Genomic DNA, 19,544 nt, shown 5'->3' with positions numbered 1-19,544 from the left:
GTGCTGTGCGTCGCCGGACGGGTCCGACGTGCGGCCTTCGACGGGCCGATCCGAGTGACTGCTATGCTAGGCTGGCGTAGGCGGCCGCTCTACACGCTTTGCAGCGCATCATCGATACTAATTTGACGGATCCGTCGGCAGCAGCGCTGCGTCTCGGGGAGCCAACGACAAAAAGCTTCCGTTCTCCGGCGCGGACCATGCGTCTGTCTAAGCAGGAATGCGGGGTCGACCCATGCAATCCTGCTTCGCTTTCTCGTGGGGTCGAGCAAGGTTCCATGCGCGTGCCGACACAACCTTGCTTAGCTGCTGGATCAGCGAACGTCCAGTTTGGAGGGTTCCGTTGATGGTACTCTACGACGTCCTTGGGTCGACAGCGGCCGAATGGCGAGGCAGGGATGATAGCGGACGATCTCAACAGCCAACGACTTCGTGAGTTCGACCGTCACGACGGTGCGCGTCCCACCCCGTCATCATGATCTTCCGGCGCGCGATCGCAGGGACGAACCCAGGCGGATTCGGCGAGGGGCGCATCATGAGAGGCGATGTCGGGGAACTCGGTCCAGAGAATGGCGAGGGCGTCCGCATGCAGGACGAGGCTGGGCGTCCCGAGCGTTGCCTCGAGCACGCGCTGGAGGGTCGCCGACCGCGCCGCCGCCCGGTCCGGCGTCCTCGGGCGCCAGTCCATGACGTCCGAGAGGTAGTCGCCGATCAGACGGTCGAAATCGAGGGGGGATCGAGGCCGCCGCAGCGCCCGACGACGGCCGGAAGACGTCCCGCAACCAGAGCAGCGCGTCCACCCCTCCGGCGTCACGGCGCCGGGCCGCTCGTTGTCCCAGTAGATGCTTCGTCCGCTCGCGCTCATCATGGAACCTCTCCTGAGCGGTGGTGCCCGTCCTCGCGCCAGCGGGCGTCGACCCTCCGGCCGGGCAGGGACGGTCGGGGCGCGTCGAGGAGCGCCCGCGCAAGTGGCTTTGCCGCTGCGGTCCGGCGGCGGCTTTGAACGGGGTTTGCACGGACGCCCCGTTTGTTCGCGTTGCGTTCCGTCGCATCGCGTCGCCCAGGTCGAGGCCGCGTAGAGGGGAGTGGAGGGGACCCGGTCCATTGGTGATGGAGAGGTCGAGAGTTCAATCCTCTCTGGCAGCACCATCAATCTTTCGAATGTGTCGGCATCGGCCGAGTTCGTGTCGCTCTGCTTGGGGCGCATGCGAGCAGCACGGTTGTCGTGGCGTGTCGGCCCCGTGGTCGGCAGGCTCGACCGCGGGCGAACGCGCGCCGCCTCTCGTTCGGCGCAAGGCGACCGCGATGCGCTGGAATTCTCGTCGGCTCGTATGCCGCACGGGATCGACGCCATTTGGCGAGCCACCTCGACGCAAATCATCGCGGCTCCGGCACCAGGGAGCGCTTCCTGATGCCGCCAGGCTTTCTGTCGTCGCCCCCCTGAGGAAGCGCGCCGCCAAACTCTCGGCCGTGCGAATGGGGAGCCTCGTCGCTCCTCACATCCTGCGTCCACGGACTGTCGGCACTGGTCGCGTATCTCGATGCCTTCGGCGAAGAGGGTCCGCTCGGCCGGGATCGCGAGGCGGCGGGGTGCGGGATCGTGGCTCACGTCCCTGCCGCGCCGCTCGCGATGCCCGGGACCCCGGCGTCCCGCGCCGCGCGTGCGGCGGGCGCCCTGACGGGGCCGGGGCCGCGCTTGTGGATCGGCACACCACCCCTTACACCGGCGCACGCCCGCCCGGCCGGGTCGTCGCCGCACCGCAGGGATCACGATGGCTCTGGTGAAGACCTCCGTCCTCAACCGCGCGGCTCCGGGCGCCGCGGCGCCGGAGCCGCAGGCCGGCCGGGCGGCCCCGATCGCCCAGCGCCGCCAGCAGGACAGGTCGCGCCTGCGCCGGGAAAAGGCGGCGGAACGGATCGCCGCCGCCACCGAGCAGATGGCGGCGGGCATCGCGGAATCGTCCGCGGCGGCCGAGGAGCTCCGCCGCGGTCTGGAGCGGATCGCCGCCGCCGCCGAGCAAGCGGCCGGCGCCGCGGCCGAATCCCAGGCCGCCATCGGGGGCCTGTCGGCCATCTTCTCGTCGGCGCGCGAGGGGGCCGACGGCTCCCGGCAGCGCACGCAGGCCCTGCAGGCCGTGTTGATCGAGGTCGGGGCGCAGCTCGGCGGGTCGGTGAGCGCCGTGGTGGCCAATGCGGCCCGCCAGCGCGCGTCCGTCGACGTCGTGGCGGCGCTCGAGCGCCGGGCCCGCCAGGTCGGCGAGATCACCGGCGTGGTCAGCGACATCGCCGACCAGACCAACCTGCTCGCCCTCAACGCCGCCATCGAGGCGGCCCGGGCGGGCGAACAGGGCCTCGGCTTCGCCGTCGTGGCCGAGGAGGTGCGCGCCTTCGCCGAAACGTCCGATCGCAACGCCCGCGCGGCGCGCGACCTCGCGGCCGGCATCGAGGGCGAGGTCCGCGCCATCGCGGCCCGCATCGGGGCGACCGCCGAGGCGGCGGAGGCGGATGCGGCGGATGGCCGGGCCGTCGGCGCCGCGCTCGACGCCATTCGCGCGGGCATGGACGCCGTGTCGGACAGCGCGCAGGCGATCCTCATCGCCGCCGTGGAGGCCGAAACGGGCGGCCGTGAAGCCCGGCGCGGCGCCGAGCAGGTCGCGTCCGCCGCCGAGCAGCAGGCCGCTGCCACCGCCGAAGCGCAGCGCGCCGTGGGCCAGCAGGGAGCGGCGCTGGAGCAGTGCCACGTCACCGCGCAATCTCTCGCCGTGCTGGCCGAGGCCTTGGGCGGCGGCCGGGCCGCCGACCGGGCCGAGCAGGTCGCCGCCGCGGCCGAGGAGCTGTCCGCCACCGTGCAGGAGCTGTCCGGCGCCGCGGGCGAGATCCTCGTCGCCGTCGACCAGATCAGCCGCGGCGCCCAGAACCAGGCGACCGCCACCCAGCAGTCCTCGGCCGCGATGGCGCAGATCGAACGCGCCGCCGCGGCGACCCGCGCGGCCGCCGAGGCCGCGGTCGCGCGCCTCGACGTGATCGCGCTCCAGATCGGGGCGGGCCGCTCCGGCGCCGAGCGGCTGGCCGGCAGCGTCGACGCCCTCGCCGCCGAGGCCGCCGCCGTGTTGGGCATGATCGGGACCCTCGAAGGGTCGAACCGCCGCATCGGGCGCATCGTCGACGAGATCGCCACGATCGCGCTGCAGATCAACATGCTGGCGGTGAGCGGCGCCGTGGAAGCGGCGCGCGCCGGCCCGGCGGGCCGCGGCTTCGCCGACGTGTCGGCCGACATCCGGAGCCTCGCGCGCGACGCGACCGGCAACGCCGAGCGCATGAAGGACGTCGTCCTGGCGATCGGCGACGGCATCGCGGCGGTGCGCCGCGACATCGACGTCATCGGCGCGGCGCTGAAGCCCGAAGCGGAGCGCAACGCCGCCATCGTGGCGCGCCTGGCCGGGATCGTGGTCGAAACCGCGTCGATGCGGGCCGGCTCCGACGCCATCCTCGCCGGCTCCGACGGCGTGCTGTCGGCCGTGCGCGACGTGCTCGACGGCACGAAGCAGATCGCCGGCGCCGCCGAGCAGGCCACCGCGGCCGCCGTCGAGGCCGCCACGGCGGCGCGGCAGCAGGCCCGCGGCGCCGAGGACCTCGCCGCCGCGATCGAGGAGATCGCCAGCCTGGCGGACGAACTGCAGATCGCGGGCGACTGACGTGTCCGCTCCCGCCGTGGCGATCCCGGCCGCGGGCGAACCGGCCCGCGACCCCGCTTCCGCTCCCCGTGGGAGCGAGCGCGGCCGTGGCGGCTCGCCCTCGCGAGCCTTCCTGGTGGTCGAGGCCGGCGGGGACAGGCTGGCGCTGCCGGCCGGCGACGTGGCCGAAGTGCTGCGCCCGCGCCGCCTGTCGCGCGTGCCCCGCGCGCCCGCCGTCTTCCTCGGCGTGGCGAGCCTGCGCGGCGCCGTGCTTCCGGTCCTGTCCTTGGCGCTGCTGCGCGGGGCGGAGCGGCCCGGCGCGCAGGCGCGTCCCGCCGCCCGCGTCGTCGTGATGGCGGGGGATCCGCCCTTCGGCCTCGCCGTCGACGCCGTCGAAGGCTTCGGCGACGGCGCCGACCTGCCGTGCGTCGACGCGGCGGCGCTCGCATCGCGCGCGGTCGGCGCGGTGGGCGCGCCGCGCGCCCCTTCGAGCCGCGGCGTTGCGGCCCCGCCGGCCCCGTCGGCGCCGCGGCCCGCGCGGGCGGTGCTGGGCTTCGCCGTGGCGGGGCAGCTCTTCGGGCTCGACCTCGGCGACGTGGTCGGGGTCGAGCCCGTGCCGGTCGCCGTCGCGGTGCCGGACGCCGGCGCCGCCGTCCTGGGCGTCGCGGCGCGGCGCGGCGCCCTGCTGCCGCTCGTGTCGGCGCGCGCGCTCCTGGGCCGCCCGGAAGCCGAAGCCGGGCGCGGCCGGGTCGTGGTGGTGCGGGTCGCCGGGGCGGACCTCGGGCTCGTGGTCGACGGCCTCGACGCGATCCTGCGCGTGCCCGACGAGGCCGTCGACCCGTTGCCGGCCTTTCTCGCCCGCGACGCCGCCACCGCCAGGGTGGCGGCGGTCTGCCGCCTCGACGGCGGGCGCCGCCTCCTGTCGCTGCTCGCGGCGGACCGCCTCCTCGACGACGACGCGATGCGCCGCGCCCTCGCGGCGGCCCCGGCTCCCGCGGTGGCGGAAGCGGAACCGGACGGGGCGGCCGCCCCGGGGGCGGGGGACGAGCGCTTCGTGGTCTTCGCGGCCGGGGGCGAGCCCTACGCGCTGCCCGTCGCCAGCGTGGTCGAGGTGGTGCGCTTTCCCGACGCGCTGGCCCGCGTGCCTCGGGCGCCCCCCTTCCTCATGGGCGCGATGAGCCTGCGCGGCTCGGCCGTGCCGGTCATCGACGCTGCCCTTCGCTTCGGCGCCGGCGTCGCGCCGGCCGGGGCCCGCCGCCGCGTCCTGGTGGTCGACGTCGGCGGCTCCGCGGTCGGGCTGACCGTGGACGCCGTGTCCGACGTCCTGTCCGCCGCGCCGGGCGACCTGCAGCCCGCGCCCGACCTCGCCGGCGACGGCACCTTCGACCGCGTCCTGTCGGCCGCGCGGCACGGCGGGCTGGTGCTGGTGGCGGACCCCCGGGCGCTGTTCGCCGAAGCCGGGCGCGACATGGCGGCCGCGCTCGCCGGCGAGGGCGCCCCCCCGTGATCCGCCTCCTCGTCGTCGACGATTCCCCGCTGATGCGGCGCCTCCTGAAAGAGGTCTTCGCCCGGGAGGGCGATTTCGACCTGTCCTTCGCGCGCGACGGCGCCGAAGCCCTGGAGCTGATCCCGGCCGTGAAGCCCCACGTCGTGACGCTCGACGTCGCCATGCCGCGCATGGACGGGCTCGCCTGCCTCGACCTCATCATGCTGCGGCACCCGTGCCCGGTCGTGATGGTGTCGGCGCTGACCGAGGACGGCGCGGAGGCCACCCTCGCCGCGCTCGATCGGGGCGCCGTCGACGTCATCCCGAAGCCCGGCGGCGCCGTGTCCCTCGGCATGGACGACCTCGGCCCCGCCCTCGTGGCGAAGGTGCGGGCCGCGGCCGGCGTCCGGATGCGCGGCACGCTGCGGCTGGCCGAGCGCGTCCGCCTGCGCGCCGGCGGGGCCGCGTCGCCCGCCCCGGCGACCCGCCCGCCCCGCGCCGACGCGAAGCCGCCGGCCGCCCCCCGCCTCGCCGAGAAGGCCGCGGGCGGCCTCGTGTTGATCGGCTGCTCGACCGGCGGCCCCCCGGCGCTCGACGCCGTGCTGTCGCGGCTGCCGGCCGACCTGCCCTGGGCCGCCGTGGTGGCCCAGCACATGCCGGCCTCCTTCACCGGCGCCCTGGCGCGGCGGCTCGACGGGCTGTGCGACGTCGGGGTCGTCGAAGCCGGGCCGCCGACGCCGATCGTGGCCGGCCGGGTCTACATCGGCCGGGGCGACGCCGACGTCGTCGTGGTGCGGCGTCCCGCCGGGCTCGCCGTGATGGCGGTGCCGTCGTCGGCGGAGCATCGCTGGCACCCGAGTGTCGACCGCCTCGTCGACAGCGCCCTGGCGCACCTGCCCGCGGACCGCCTCATCGGCGTGCTGATGACCGGCATGGGCGTCGACGGCGCGGCCGCCATGGGGCGGCTCAGGGCCGCGGGGGGCACGACGATCGCCGAAGCCGAGGAGACCGCGGTGGTGTGGGGCATGCCGGGCCAGCTCGTGCGCCAGGGGGGCGCGTCCTTCGTCGAGCCGCTCGACGCCATCGCGGCCCGCATCCTGGGTGAACTCCCATGAGCGGCGAGCCGAGGGCCCTCGACGCGGAAGAGCTCCGCCGCGTCTGCGAGGTCGTGTACCGCCGCACCGGCATGACCTACGGGGAAGCGAAGCGCTATTTCGTCGAGCGCCGGGTGCTCGATCGCATGGCCCGCTCCAACAGCGGCAGCTTCGCCGCCTACATGGCGCTGCTGCGCTGGGACGACGGCGAGGTCGAGCGGCTGATCAACAGCTTCACCGTCAACGAAACCTACTTCTACCGCGAAGAACACCAGCTCCGTTGCCTGGGCGGATCCCTGCTGCCCGACATCGTCGGCGGCCGGCGCCCCGGCGCCCTCGTCCGCATCTGGTCGCTCCCCTGCTCGACCGGCGAGGAGCCCTATTCCATCGCGCTGTGGCTGCTCGAGAACTGGCGCCTCGTCGACGCCTACAACGTCGAGATCGTGGGGTCCGACATCGACACCGACGCCTTGGCGGCCGCCGCGGCGGGGATCTACGGCGAGCGGGCCCTGTCGCGCCTGCCCGCGGGCGTCGTGGCGGACTATTTCGAGGCGCCGGTCGACGGCTTGCGGCGCGTCATCGCCGACATCCGCGAATCCGTGAAGCTGACGCGGGCCAACCTGATCGACGCGGCCTCGATGGCGGAGCAGGGGCGGTTCGACGTCGTGTTCTGCCGCAACGTCCTCATCTACTTCGACGACGCGTCGCGGCTCGCCGCCGCCCGCCTGCTGTTCGACGCCCTGAACCCCGGGGGCTTCCTGTGCCTCGGCCACACGGAATCCATGGCCCGCATCTCCGACCTCTTCGCGGTGCGGCGCTTCGGGGACGCCGTGGTGTACCAGCGCCCGCCGGTCGCGTGATGGACGACCTGCTCGAACAGTTCCTGGCCGAAGGGCGCGAGCTCGTGCAGGCGGCCGGCGACGACCTCATGGCCCTGGAGCGCGCGCCCGACGACGCCGCGCGGCTCGCCGGCGCCTTCCGGGCCGTCCATACGCTGAAGGGCGGCGCGGCCCTGTTCCCCGAGCTCGCCCCGATGGGCCGCGCCCTCCACGCCGCCGAGGACCTGCTCGGCGCCCTGCGGTCGGGACGGCGCCCGGCCGGCCGGCCGGAGCTCGATGCCGCCCTGGCCTGCGTCGGGGCCTGCGAGGGCTGGCTCGACGCGATCGCGTCGTCCGGGACCCTTCCGGGCGACGCCGCGGCCGCCAGCGCGAGGCTCGTCGCCGCGCTGGCGGGCGGACCTTCGGCGACGGGCGCCGCCCCCGCGGAGGCCCCCGCTGTCGCCCCGGCGTGGCTGCCGGCCGTCCTGGCCGACCATGGCGCCGCGGTCGAGCGCGCCCACGGCGACGGCCGCAGCGTCACGGCGCTGCGCTACGCGCCGAACCCCGGCTGCTTCTTCCTCGGCGACGACCCGTTGGCGCTCGTGTCCGCCGTTCCCGAGCTCATCGGCCTGTCGCTGTCGTCGGGAGGCCGGGGCCCTTCCGACGATCCCTTCACCTGCAGGACGGCGGTCGCGGCCCTGAGCACCGCCGCGCCGGACGCCGTGCTGGCGCCCTTCCGGTTCGTGGCCGACCAGGTCGAGGCCGTGCCGGTTCCGCTTGCGCCGGCCGCGGCGGTGCCGGCCGCCGCCGCGGCGGCGCGGGGCCTGCGGGTCGACCCGGCGCGGGTGGACGCGCTGCTGGCCCTGGCCGGGGAACTCGTGGTGGCGGCCAACGGGCGCGACGGCGGCGCGGCGCGGGCCGAGCTCGAACGGCTCGCGTCCTCGATCTACGCTTCGGCGCTGCGGCTGCGCCTCGTGCCGCTGTCCACCACCTTCCGCCGCCTGCCGCGCGTGGTGCGCGACGCCGCGGCGCGGCTCGGCCGCGACGTCGATTTCGCGATGGACGGCGAAGCGGTCGAACTCGATCGAAACGTCGTGGACGGGCTCCACGAGCCGCTGCTGCACGCCCTGCGCAATGCGGTCGACCACGGCATCGAGCCTCCGGCGACCCGGTCGGCCGCCGGCAAGCCGCCGCGCGGGCGGATCCTGCTCTGCGCCCGGCAGGACGCCGATGCCGTGGTGGTGGAAGTGTCGGACGACGGCGCCGGCATCGACCCCGCGCGCATCCGCGACGCGGCCGTCGCCCGCGGGCTGCTGGACGGGGCCGCCGCCGCCGCGCTCGACGACGCGGCGGCGCTCGACCTCGTCTTCGCGCCCGGCTTCTCGACCGCAGGCGCGGTTTCGGCGATCTCGGGCCGGGGCGTCGGCATGGACGCCGTGCGGGCCGGCGTCGCGGCGCTCGGCGGGCGGGTCGCGCTGTCGAGCGAGCCCGGGCGCGGCACCGTGCTGCGCATGATCCTGCCCCGCTCGACCACCCTCGCCGCCGTGCTGACGGTCGAGGTCGCGGGGGAGCGCTACGGCGTGCCGGTCGCCGCCGTCGGCACCGTCCTGCGCGTCCCGCGCGACCGCGTGATGCCGACGGGCTTCGGGCGGGCCTTCGCGCTGCGCGACCGCACCGTGCCGCTGCTCGACCTGCGCGGAAAGCTCGGCCTGCCGGGGCAGGGCGACGCTTCGGGCCCGCTGCTGGTGCTCGTCGCGACGGTGGACGGCGAGCCGGTGGGCCTCGCCGTCGACGCCGTGGGGCGGCGGCTCGACGTGCTCCTGCATCCGCCGGCCGGCCTCCTGGCCGCGGTGCCGGGCCTGCTCGGCACCGCGCTGCTCGGCGACGGCGGGGTGCTGATGGTGCTGGACCTCGCGGAGCTGGTCGGATGAGCGTCGAGCGCGACGAAGACGCCATCCGGCTCGTCGGCGGCTGCGGCGTGGAGGACGCCGAGCCCCTCGCGGTCCTGTGCCGCGCCGCGCCGGGGCTCCCGGTCGACCTCGGGGGGGCGGGGCCGCTCCACACCGCCGTGGTGCAGGTCCTGCTGGAGCTGGCGCCGCCGCTGCGCGGCGTCCCCGCCGACCCTTTCGCCGCGGCCTTCGTGGTGCCGGCGCTGGAGCGCGCCAGGGCGGCGCGCGGCGGCGCCGGCGAGGTTTGATCCCGGGGCCGGGAAGCATTACTTGCTTCGACACGGCGGAGCGGGGAGCGGCATGGGTATCACGGTTCTGATCGTCGACGACAGCAAGCTCGCCCGCATCGTGGCGGGCAAGACGATCGCCGCCCTCCAGCCGGGCTGGGCCAAGGTCGAGGCCGGCAACGCCGACGAGGCCCTGGCGGCGCTCGACCGCGGCGGCATCGACGTCGCGCTGCTCGACTTCAACATGCCGGGGCGCGACGGGCTCGCCCTCGCGGCCGAGCTGCGCGACCGCCGGCCGGCGATGCCCATCGCCATCGTGACCGCCAACGTCCAGGACGAGATCATCGCCCGCGCCCGCGCGCTCGACGCCGCCTTCGTGCCGAAGCCCGTGACCGAGGACGGGCTCCGCGGCTTCCTGTCCGGAGCCGCCCTGCGCTTGAGAACGGCCGGAGCGTGAGCCCCGCCGCCGAGGTCATGCTGACCGAGCTCGAACGCGACGCGCTGACCGAGATCGTCAACATCGGCGTCAGCCGCGCCGCCGCGAGCCTGCGCAAGATGGTGGGCGCCCAGGTTCTGCTGTCGGTGCCGTCGCTCGACATCATCACCCAGAAGGCCGCCGCCGTGGTGATCGGCGAGCGCGAGCTCGACGAGCTCGTGGCCGTGCGCCAAGCCTTCTCGGGCGCCTTTTCGGGGCGGGCGCTGCTGATCTTCCCCCAGGGCCAGAGCCTGGAGCTGGTCCGCGCCGTCACGGGCGGCGTCGTGTCGCCCGAGGAACTGGTGGAGATCGAGGCGGAAGCCCTGGCCGAAACCGGAAACGTCATCCTCAACGGCTGCCTGGCGTCCATGGCCAACATGCTCCAGCGCTCGCTCGACATGTCGATCCCGGAGGTCATGCGCGGCAGCGGCGCGGAGCTGTTCACCCCGGCCGACGGCGCGGAAGCGGGCGAAAGCCCGGTCGTGCTGTTCCTGTACATCGACTTCGCGGTGCGCGAGCACGACATCCGCGGCTACATCGCCATGCTCATGGACCTCCCGTCGCTGTCCGCGCTGCAGACCCTGATCGCGGAGTTCATCGAGCGCGTGATGGCCGACGACGGCGGCGCGTCGTGACGTCCGGCCCGACGAACTCCGAAGCGGCTTCGGTGTCGACGCGCGAGCTGGAGCGGGTCGCCGGTCCGCTCTTCGCCACCATCCGCCGGTCCGGCATGGCGATGGCGGTCACCGACCCGCGCCTGCCCGACAACCCCATCGTCTTCGCCAACGCGGCGTTCCTGGAGCTGACCGGCTACGCCGCCGAGGAGGTGATCGGCCGCAACTGCCGCTTCCTCCAGGACGGCGAAACGGATCCGGCGACGGTCGACACCCTGCGCGAAGCCTTGAAGCTCGGCCGCGAGGTGACGGTCGAGATCCGCAACCGGCGGCGTGACGGCAGCCCGTTCTGGAACCGGCTGTCCATCGCCCCGGTGCCGAGCCACGGGGGCCAGCCGGACTTCTTCTTCTCGACGCAGCACGATTGTTCGGCGGACCGCGAAGCCGCCCTGGCCGAGGAAGCCCTGCGCGACACGGAGGACCAGCTCCGGTCCACCACCGAATGGCTCGACGCGACGCTGGAGATGTCGGGCGCCGGAGCGACCTGGGACTGGGACGTGGCGCGGTCGCGCATCGTCGGCGACGGGCGGTTCGCCGCCCTCTACGGGCTGGACCCCGCCTCGGCGGCGGCCGGCATCGACCCCGCGACCTTCTTCTCCGTGGTGCATCCGGACGACCGTCCGCGCATCCGCCTGGCCGTGGGCGCCGTGCTGCGCGGCGCCGACGTCTTCTCCAAGGAATACAGGGTGACCGTCAACGGCGCGGTCCGCTGGGTCAGGGCCCGCGGGCGCTGCCGGCGCGACGCCGAGGACCGGCCCCTGCGCTTCGGCGGCGTGCTGATCGACGTCACGGAGCACAAGCTCGTCGAGGAGCAGCTGCGCATCGCCCAGACGGCGGGCGGCATCGGCACGTTCACCTACGTGGACGGCTTCGCGACGGCGACCGTGTCGGCGCAGTTCTGCCGCCTGCTCGGCCTGCAGGCCGCGAACGCGCTGCCGGTCCGCACCGTCAACGCCGTGGCGGCGCCGGAAGGGCCGCCGATCATCGCCGTCGCGGCCCACGGGGCGCCCGGCGCAGCCCGGCAGGACGAGATCCGCATCCGCCGTCCGGACGACGGCGAAGAGCGCTGGGTCATGTGCCGCGGCGAATATGCGGTCGACACCGAGTCGTCGAGCCTGCGGTTCACGGGCGTGATCTACGACGTGACCGAGGCGAAGCGCACCGAGGAACGGCTTCGCGACGTGAACCAGGCGCTGACCTCGGGCATCCGCGAGCGGACGCGGGAGCGCGACCGCATCTGGCAGGTCAGCCGCGACATGCTCGGCGTGGCCGACAGCGCCGGCGTGTGGCTCAGCGTCAACCCCGCCTGGACGCGCGTGCTGGGGTGGGACGCCGACGCCATCGTGGGCCGCACCTCCGAATGGCTGGAGCACCCCGACGACCGGGCGAAGACCGCCGCCGCCGTGGCGACGCTGTCCCGCAGCGGCACCACCGCGGCCTTCGAGAACCGCTTCCTGGCGCGGGACGGCGGCTACCGGCACCTGTCCTGGACGATCGTGTCCGACGAGGGGCAGGGCTATTGCGTCACGCGCGACGTGACGGAGGAGAAGGAGCGCGCCGCCGCCCTCGCCCAGGTCGAGGAAGCGCTGCGCCAATCGCAGAAGATGGAGGCCGTGGGCCAGCTCACCGGCGGCGTGGCGCACGACTTCAACAACCTGCTCACGATCATCCGCTCGTCGACGGACCTGCTGCGCCGCCCGGGCCTCGCCGAGGAGCGGCGCAAGCGATACCTCGACGCCGTGTCGGACACGGTGGACAGGGCCGCGAAGCTGACCGGCCAGCTCCTGGCCTTCGCGCGCCGCCAAGCCCTGAAACCCGAGGTGTTCGACGCCGCCGAGCGCGTCCGCTCCGTCGCCGACATGCTCGACACCGTGACGGGCGCGCGCATCCGCGTCCTCGTCGAGGTGCCGGACACCCCCTGCCACCTGCGCGCCGACCCCAGCCAGTTCGAAACCGCGCTGGTCAACATGGCGGTGAACGCGCGAGACGCCATGGACGGAGAGGGCACCCTCACGGTGCGGCTGCAGTCGCGCATCGGCATGCCGCCGCTGCGCGGCCACGGCGGCTCCGACGGCCGCTTCGCGGCGCTGTCGCTGGGCGACACGGGGTCCGGCATCGCGCCCGACACGATGGCGCGCATCTTCGAGCCCTTCTTCACCACCAAGGAGATCGGCAAGGGGACGGGGCTGGGGCTCAGCCAGGTCTTCGGCTTCGCCAAGCAGTCGGGCGGCGACGTGGACGTGCGGAGCGAACTCGGGCGCGGCACCGTCTTCACGCTGTTCCTGCCGCAGATCGAGGCCGACGTGGACGGCGGGGGGCAGGGGGCCGAGGCCGACGAGCGCGGCCATTCGCTGGGCGGCGAAGGGCGGCACGTCCTGGTGGTGGAGGACAACGTCGAGATCGGCCAGTTCGCCACCCAGGTCCTCCAGGACCTCGGCTACCGCACCACCTGGGCCGCCAACGCCGTCGAAGCGCTGGCCGTGCTGGCGGAACGACGGGCCGACGTGCACATCGTCTTCTCGGACGTGGTCATGCCGGGGATGAACGGCGTCGACCTCGCCCGCGAGATCCGCGGCCGCCATCCCGACCTGCCGGTCGTCCTGACCAGCGGCTACAGCCACGTGCTCGCCCAGCATGGGACGTCGGGTTTCGACCTCCTGCACAAGCCCTATTCGGCCGAGGGGCTGTCGCGCATCCTGGGCCGCGCCCTCCGTTGAGGGCCCGAACGGCGCGGGAGCCCGCGCGTGCGGGCCCATGCGAACGTGACACGGTGCGGCGATGGACCGGGACGCCGTTCTCCGCCATTGACGACGGGCGACTGCGGCCGGCCCGGCCGTCGCGCGCCAAAGGGAACAGGGGCTGATGTCAGGCTCGGACGGCGACGTTTTCCACGGCACCGACGCCATGGCGGGGCGCATGCGGGCCTTCGACTGGGCGCGCACGCCCTTGGGAAAGCCGGAGTCCTGGCCGGCGCCTCTGCGCACGCTCGTCGGCGTCATGCTCGGCTCGAAGCAGCCCATGTTCACCGTGTGGGGGCCGGCCCTGACGCTGCTCCACAACGCCCCCTATCTCGCGATCCTGGGCCACAAGGAGCGGGACGCGCTCGGCCGCTCCTTTCTGGACGTGTGGGGCGAGATCCGCGCCGAACTCGCGCCCCTCGTTTCGCGCGCCCTGTCGGGCGAATCCGTCCACATGGACGACATCACCCTGATGGTGGACCGGGACGGCAGGGACCCGGAAGCGCATTTCTCGTTCTCCTACACGCCGGTGCGGGACGGGGGAGCCGTGCGGGGCTTCTTCTGCGCCTGCAGCGAAACCACCGACGTCGTGATGGCGGGCCGCCGGCAGGCGTTCCGGCTCGAGCTGGAAGAAACCCTGCGCGCGCTTGACGGGGCGGAGGCCATCATCGACGCGGCCGTGACGGCGCTCGGGCGCCACCTCGGCGTCAGCCGGGTCGGCTACGGCGAGATGGGGGACGACGGCGTCAAGCTCGCCGTGACGTCCCGCTACGCGGACGGCGTGGCCCCGATCGACGACACCTACGACCTCGACGTCTTCGGCGAGGGCACCGCCGAAGCGCTGCGCAGCGGCCGCACGGTCGTGGTGAGCGATGTGCGGGAGGACCCCGGCTCCGACCCGTCCGCCTTCGGCCCCCTGGAAACCCTGAGCCTGGTGACGGTCCCGATCATGCGCGCGGGCCGGCTGTCGGCGACGCTGTTCGTCAACCAGGCGGAGCCGCGGCGCTGGTCCGACGCCGATGTGGCGCTGATCGAGGGCGTCGCGGGGCGGGTCGGCGACGCCGTCGAGCGGGCCAGGGCCGAGGCGGCGCTGCGCGACAGCGAGGCGCACCTGAGCGGCATCTTCCAGCAGACCGGGGCCGGTTTCGCCGAGGTGGACGCGGACGGGCGCTTCCTGTCGGTCAACGGCCGGTTCTGCGCCATGGCGGGCCGCCGGCCCGAAGAACTGCTCCGGCTGCGCATGCGGGACATCACGGTGGCGGAAGACCGGGCCGTGAGCGAGGCCGCCCTGAAGACCGCGGCCTGTGCGGGCGAGCCCGCCACCGTCGAGAAGCGCCTGCTCCGCCCGGACGGCACGACCCTGTGGGTGGCCAACACCAAGAGCGCCATCGCGCCGGTGGCGGGGCGGCGCACCGTGCTGGTCGTCGCCATCGACATCGCCGAGCGCAAGGTGGCCGAACAGGCCCTGGCCGACGCCAAGAGCGCCGCCGAGGAGGCGAACCTCGCCAAGTCGACCTTCATCGCCAACATGAGCCACGAGCTGCGCACGCCGCTGTCCGCCATCATCGGCTACAGCGAGATGATGGCGGAGGAGATCGCCGACGGCTGCGACGGCAGCGAACTCGCCGCCGACATGGCCAAGGTGGAGGGCAACGCCCGGCACCTGCTCGGGCTCATCAACGACGTGCTCGACCTGAGCAAGGTCGAGAGCGGCAAGATGGAGGTTTATGCCGAGGACTTCGACGTGGAGCCCACGCTGCGCGACCTCGTCGCCACGGTGGAAACCCTCGTCGCCAAGAAGAACAACCGGCTCGTGCTGGACCTGCAGCCCGGCCTCGGCCGCATGCGGTCCGACATGACGAAGCTCCGTCAGGTCCTGCTCAACCTGCTGTCCAACGCGGCCAAGTTCACGGACGGCGGCACCATCACGCTGTCGGCGTCCCGGACGCCCGGACGGGACGGGACGGACCGGCTCTCGTTCGCCGTGTCCGACACCGGCATCGGCATGACGGGGGACCAGCTGGCCAAGCTGTTCCAGCGCTTCACGCAGGCCGACACGTCGACGACGCGCCGGTTCGGCGGCACGGGGCTCGGCCTGTCGCTCGCCAAGGCCTTCGCCGACATGCTCGGGGGCGATGTCGCGGCGACCAGCGTCGAGGGGCAGGGCAGCCGCTTCACCTTCACGCTGCCGGCGTCCCACGCGGCCGCGGCGGACCTGGAAGGCCAGCCCGACGCGGACGGCGCCCTGGCCGAGATCGCCCCCGGCGACCTCGTCCTCGTGATCGACGACGACGAGGACCAGCGCACGCTGATGACGCGCTTCCTCCACCGGGAAGGCTTCCGCGTGCAGGTCGCCGCCGACGGGCGAAAGGGGCTGCAGCTGGCGCGCAGCCTCCATCCCCGCGCCATCCTGCTCGACGTGATGATGCCCGGCATCGACGGCTGGTCGGTGCTGTCGGAGATCAAGGCCGATCCCAACCTGGCCACCACGCCCGTCGTCATGGTGACCTCCGTGGACCAGCGCAGCCTCGCGGCCTCGCTCGGCGCGGCCGACTACATGCTGAAGCCGGTGAAGTGGGACCGGTTCAGCGGGATGATGGACCGCTTCCGAACGCCGTCCGGCGGCATCCTCCTGGTGGAAGACCAGCCGGACGCGCGCGCCGCCGTTCGGGGCATGCTGGAAGACGGCGGCTGGGTCGTCACCGAAGCGTGGGACGGACGGGACGGCCTGCGGCAGGCAGCCGCCCACCCGCCCGAAGTCGTCCTGCTCGACCTCACCATGCCGGTGATGGACGGGTTCGATTTCCTGGACGGTTTCAGGAAGCTTCCGGGCTGCGCCGAAGTGCCCGTCGTGGTGCTCACCGCGCGCGACCTGAACCGCGATGAGCGGGGGCGGCTGCGGGGGGCGAACCAGATCCTGCAGAAGGGCGACCTTTCGCTGCGGGCCCTCGTGGGCCGCCTCGAGGACCTCGCCGCCCGAGCGCGGGCCGGCGAAGCCTGAGGTCCACCGCGCTTCCGGCTGCCGGCGTCCGCCGACGGCCGGGCGCGGTCCGATCAGACGTGCCCGAGGAGCAGCGCCACGGCGCCCACCACGATCGCGGCCAGCGTCGCCAGCATGCCGCCGCCGCGGCAGGCGAACATCTGCGCCGTGTTGGGGCGGGCGAACAGCCCGGCCGGGTGGAGCAGGCGCCCGATCAGGAGGAGCCACAGGAGCGTGAGCACGAGGCCGTGGCTGCCGCCGCCGCCTTCGAGCAGCGCGATGACCACCAGGGCGAGGGGCACGTATTCGCCGAAATTCCCGTGGGCCCGGACGCGCTTCTCGAGGCCGGCGTCGCCCCCGTCGCCCTGCAGGGTCCCCTTGCTGGTCCGGGACAGCATGACCCACACGGTCAGGCCCGCATAGACCAGCGCCAGGACGGCGGCGAAGGCGGCAGTGGTGGCGGGAAACAGCACGGGGAACGACCTTTCGGGACGGCGCGTCGCGGGGGAGACCGCGACGCCTTTGAATTTCGTACATGGGGCGGGGGCGGCGGCTGTCCACCGCCGGCTCCCGTCGCCCGCGGCGCGGCATGCCGCAAGCGCGACCGCGATGGCATCCTTGCCCCCGCGGCGTGCCGGATCGCACGTCCGGTCGAAGGCGGAGGAAATGATCGTAAAAGTTGCGTATGATAAATTTTGCGATGGATAATTGATCGATCGCTCCCTACGATGCTATCTGCGGTTGGCAAGTCAGGCTGATGCGCCGACGCGGCGATTTCGTCCACACAGGGAGAACGACAATGGCTGTGAATCTCAATGTCGTCGGCATCTTTCTCAGCAAGCCGATCGACGTCGGTGGCGCAAGCAAGACAGTCAAGCAGGTCATGGATCTCGCGATGCAGCAATTGAGCGATCCAATATTTCGTTATACCGCGATCGAGAGCAGTCAAATCGTCAATTCGATGCTGGCTTATTATCCCAATGGGTTCACCAGCCGCAGCGGTAGAAAGTACGTTCCGGGTGTCTATCGACTCGGCCAGACGTTCACCAATCCGACGCCGAACCCTTACACAGTTTGGCAGTATTATCTCTTCGATAAGAACAACGTGCGCATTCCGGTTCCTGGCGAAACCTCCTACACCAAGACCGTGGTCGACGACGGTTCGAAGATCGTGTGGCGGCTCGTGACGATCTGCAATGCTCCGACCGGGCTGTCGCGGCGCATGGACGGGATCCTGCCCCCGGACACTTTGCCGTTGGACATGTTCTGACCCACTCCCCGGTCGGCCCGCCCCGGACAGGGGCGAGGTCGATCGGTCGGTCGGCGTCGCACCTTTGGCGATCCTGGACGGGGCGCCGCTTTTCGCCGAGACTCGTCCGCGCATGGCCCGCCGAGGCCGCCGCGGGAGGAGACATGCCGAACCACCTGATCGCCGGGCTGAAGGCCCGCGCTCCCCATCCCGACCGCCGCGCCATCGAGACCGCGGGCGGCCGCGTCCTGTCCTATCGCGACCTCGACGCGCTGTCGGGCCGGCTGGCCCGGGCGCTGGTGGCGCTCGGCGTCGAACCGGGGGACCGGGTGGCGGCCCAGGTCGAGAAGAGCGTGGAAGCCTTGGCGCTCTACCTCGCCGCCGTGCGCGCCGGCGCGGTCTACCTGCCGCTCAACATGGCCTACACGCGGGACGAGCTCGCCTATTTCGTATCCGACGCCGCGCCGCGCCTGCTCGTGGTCGACCCCGCCCGCCACGGCGACCTCGCGGGCTTCGCCGGAGGGCCGGCCGCCCCCCGCGTGGAAACCCTCGGCCCCGCCGGGGACGGCACCCTGATGGAGGCCGCCGACGGGCTGGACCCGGACTTCGCCGACGTGGAGCGCGCGCCGGGCGACCTCGCCGCCATCCTCTACACGTCGGGCACGACGGGGCGCTCCAAGGGCGCCATGCTGACCCACGACAACCTGCTGTCCAACGCCCTGACGCTCGTCGACCTGTGGCGCTTCGGGCCGGACGACGTGCTCCTGCACGCTCTGCCGATCTTCCACACGCACGGGCTCTTCGTCGCCACCAACACGCTGCTGGCGGCCGGCGGCGCCATGCTGTTCCTGCCGCGCTTCGACGCCGCCGACATGCTGCGCCTGATGCCGCGCGCCACCGCGGTGATGGGCGTCCCGACGTTCTACGTGCGCCTTCTCGCCGAACCGGGGCTGGCGGAAGCGGCGCGGAACCTGCGCCTCGTCGTGTCGGGGTCGGCGCCCCTCCTCGCCGACACGCATGCGGCCTTCCGGGCGCGCACGGGCCACGCGATCCTCGAACGCTACGGCATGACCGAGACCAACATGACGACGTCGAACCCCTACGACGGCCCGCGTGTGCCGGGCCGCGTGGGGCCGCCGCTGCCGGGCGTCGGGGTGCGCGTCGTCGATCCCGCGGGCGGCGGCCCGCTCGACGCCGGGCAGACCGGCATGGTGCAGATCCGCGGTCCCAACGTCTTCGCGGGCTATTGGCGCAACCCGGAGAAGACGGCCGCCGAGTTCACGCTCGACGGCTGGTTCGTGTCCGGCGACCTCGGCCAGTTCGACGCCACGGGCTCGCTCGCCATCGTGGGGCGCGCCAAGGACCTCGTCATCACCGGTGGGTACAACGTCTACCCCCGGGAGGTCGAGGACGCGATCGACGCCTTGCCGGGGGTGGAAGAGAGCGCCGTCATCGGCCTGCCCGACGCCGACCTCGGCGAGGCCGTCGTGGCGGTGGTGGTGCGGGCGGGCGACGGCGGGCCCGACGAGGCCGCGCTGCTGGCCGGGCTCGACGGGAGGATGGCCCGTTTCAAGCGGCCGCGTCGCGTGATCTTCGTCGACGAGCTTCCCCGCAACGCCATGGGCAAGGTCCAGAAGGCGGCGCTGCGCGCCCGCTTCTCATCCTGAATGCAATCCAGAGTGCGGTTTCAAGGGCTTCGGGCTTGAAGCCCGAGGCCGCCCGGATTATCATATGATCATCGATATCGTGGCCTGACGACTTGGCCTCGCGCGTCGCCTCGCGGCGCGCGGCTGACGACCTCTCCCTCAAATCGGTACAACCCGCCCCACATCCCCGCGCCGCGGGGCCGAACGGCAAATCCTGATTTCAGGAAAGGACGAAGACGATGGCGACCGGCACCGTGAAGTGGTTCAACGCGACCAAGGGTTTCGGATTCATTCAGCCCGATGACGGCAGCAAGGACGTGTTCGTGCACGTTTCCGCGGTCGAGCGCGCCGGATTGTCGAACCTCGACGAGGGGCAGAAGCTGACCTACGAGCTCGTGGCCGACCGGCGCTCCGGCAAGATGGCGGCGGACAACCTCAAGGCGGAGTGATCCGCGTTCCGTCGAGGGTTCGCGAGGGCCGGACGCGGTCCGGCCCTTTTCGCGTCGCTGAGCCGGCCCCCATCCGCGCTGGGCCCCT

15 protein-coding genes and 1 tRNA gene are annotated in these 19,544 nt (G+C 73.3%); 14 read left to right on the top strand and 2 right to left on the bottom strand.

From position 1 onward, the window contains the following. Positions 1 to 442: 442 nt before the first annotated feature. Entirely contained in the window at positions 443 to 865 is a 423-nt protein-coding gene (locus tag D3273_RS21290) for a hypothetical protein (protein WP_129228909.1), read from the bottom strand. Positions 866 to 1,074: 209 nt separating this feature from the next. Here D3273_RS21290 and D3273_RS21285 point away from each other — a divergent pair. The 11 genes from D3273_RS21285 (at position 1,075) to D3273_RS21235 (ending at position 16,133) form a co-directional block, all read left to right on the top strand. Beyond that, positions 1,075 to 1,146: transfer RNA gene (locus D3273_RS21285), tRNA-Thr, on the top strand. 623 nt (positions 1,147 to 1,769) lie between these two features. Continuing rightward, positions 1,770 to 3,692 carry a methyl-accepting chemotaxis protein gene (locus D3273_RS21280; RefSeq protein ID WP_129228908.1) on the top strand — a complete coding sequence of 641 codons (1,923 nt, stop codon included), beginning with the start codon at positions 1,770 to 1,772 and terminating at the stop codon, positions 3,690 to 3,692. 1 nt (position 3,693) lies between these two features. After that, a complete protein-coding gene (locus tag D3273_RS21275; RefSeq protein WP_129228907.1) occupies positions 3,694 to 5,178 on the top strand; it encodes a chemotaxis protein CheW in 1,485 nt (494 codons plus the stop codon). After that, a complete protein-coding gene (cheB, locus tag D3273_RS21270; protein ID WP_129228906.1) occupies positions 5,175 to 6,272 on the top strand; it encodes a chemotaxis-specific protein-glutamate methyltransferase CheB in 1,098 nt (365 codons plus the stop codon). Before D3273_RS21275 ends, cheB begins: the two co-directional genes overlap by 4 nt. Next, positions 6,269 to 7,111, top strand: a complete 843-nt coding sequence (locus tag D3273_RS21265; protein WP_129228905.1) for a CheR family methyltransferase — start codon at positions 6,269 to 6,271, stop codon at positions 7,109 to 7,111. Before cheB ends, D3273_RS21265 begins: the two co-directional genes overlap by 4 nt. Beyond that, positions 7,111 to 9,000, top strand: coding sequence for a chemotaxis protein CheA (locus tag D3273_RS21260; protein ID WP_129228904.1), 1,890 nt, complete (start codon positions 7,111 to 7,113; stop codon positions 8,998 to 9,000). Before D3273_RS21265 ends, D3273_RS21260 begins: the two co-directional genes overlap by 1 nt. Then, positions 8,997 to 9,266, top strand: a complete 270-nt coding sequence (locus D3273_RS21255; protein ID WP_129228903.1) for a hypothetical protein — start codon at positions 8,997 to 8,999, stop codon at positions 9,264 to 9,266. The genes D3273_RS21260 and D3273_RS21255 overlap by 4 nt, the downstream gene beginning before the upstream one ends. 52 nt (positions 9,267 to 9,318) lie before the next feature. Further along, the gene (locus D3273_RS21250; protein ID WP_129228902.1) at positions 9,319 to 9,702 is read left to right on the top strand and encodes a response regulator; all 384 of its coding nucleotides are present in this window, start codon (positions 9,319 to 9,321) and stop codon (positions 9,700 to 9,702) included. Beyond that, positions 9,699 to 10,355, top strand: coding sequence for a chemotaxis protein CheX (locus D3273_RS21245; protein ID WP_129228901.1), 657 nt, complete (start codon positions 9,699 to 9,701; stop codon positions 10,353 to 10,355). The genes D3273_RS21250 and D3273_RS21245 overlap by 4 nt, the downstream gene beginning before the upstream one ends. Then, positions 10,352 to 13,111, top strand: coding sequence for a PAS domain S-box protein (locus D3273_RS21240; protein ID WP_129228900.1), 2,760 nt, complete (start codon positions 10,352 to 10,354; stop codon positions 13,109 to 13,111). The genes D3273_RS21245 and D3273_RS21240 overlap by 4 nt, the downstream gene beginning before the upstream one ends. Before the next feature lie 145 nt (positions 13,112 to 13,256). Beyond that, positions 13,257 to 16,133, top strand: a complete 2,877-nt coding sequence (locus D3273_RS21235; protein WP_129228899.1) for a response regulator — start codon at positions 13,257 to 13,259, stop codon at positions 16,131 to 16,133. A gap of 53 nt (positions 16,134 to 16,186) precedes the next feature. Here the strand turns inward: D3273_RS21235 and D3273_RS21230 are convergent, their stop codons facing one another. Then, a complete protein-coding gene (locus D3273_RS21230; RefSeq protein ID WP_129228898.1) occupies positions 16,187 to 16,585 on the bottom strand; it encodes an MAPEG family protein in 399 nt (132 codons plus the stop codon). Positions 16,586 to 16,911: 326 nt separating this feature from the next. Between D3273_RS21230 and D3273_RS21225 the strand changes: the two genes are divergently transcribed. The 3 genes from D3273_RS21225 (at position 16,912) to D3273_RS21215 (ending at position 19,456) form a co-directional block, all read left to right on the top strand. Continuing rightward, on the top strand, positions 16,912 to 17,382 hold the full coding sequence (locus D3273_RS21225) for a hypothetical protein (protein WP_129228897.1): 471 nt from the start codon (positions 16,912 to 16,914) through the stop codon (positions 17,380 to 17,382). 143 nt (positions 17,383 to 17,525) lie between these two features. Then, positions 17,526 to 19,028 carry a malonate--CoA ligase gene (locus D3273_RS21220; protein ID WP_129228896.1) on the top strand — a complete coding sequence of 501 codons (1,503 nt, stop codon included), beginning with the start codon at positions 17,526 to 17,528 and terminating at the stop codon, positions 19,026 to 19,028. A 218-nt stretch (positions 19,029 to 19,246) separates the two neighbouring features. Then, on the top strand, positions 19,247 to 19,456 hold the full coding sequence (locus D3273_RS21215) for a cold-shock protein (RefSeq protein WP_129228895.1): 210 nt from the start codon (positions 19,247 to 19,249) through the stop codon (positions 19,454 to 19,456). Positions 19,457 to 19,544 lie beyond the last annotated feature (88 nt).

This window comes from Lichenibacterium minor (genome assembly GCF_004137685.1).
Classification (GTDB): domain Bacteria; phylum Pseudomonadota; class Alphaproteobacteria; order Rhizobiales; family Beijerinckiaceae; genus Lichenihabitans; species Lichenihabitans minor.
The sequence above is the reverse complement of the archived record's forward strand: the minus strand, read 5'-3'. Positions and strand labels throughout refer to the sequence as shown.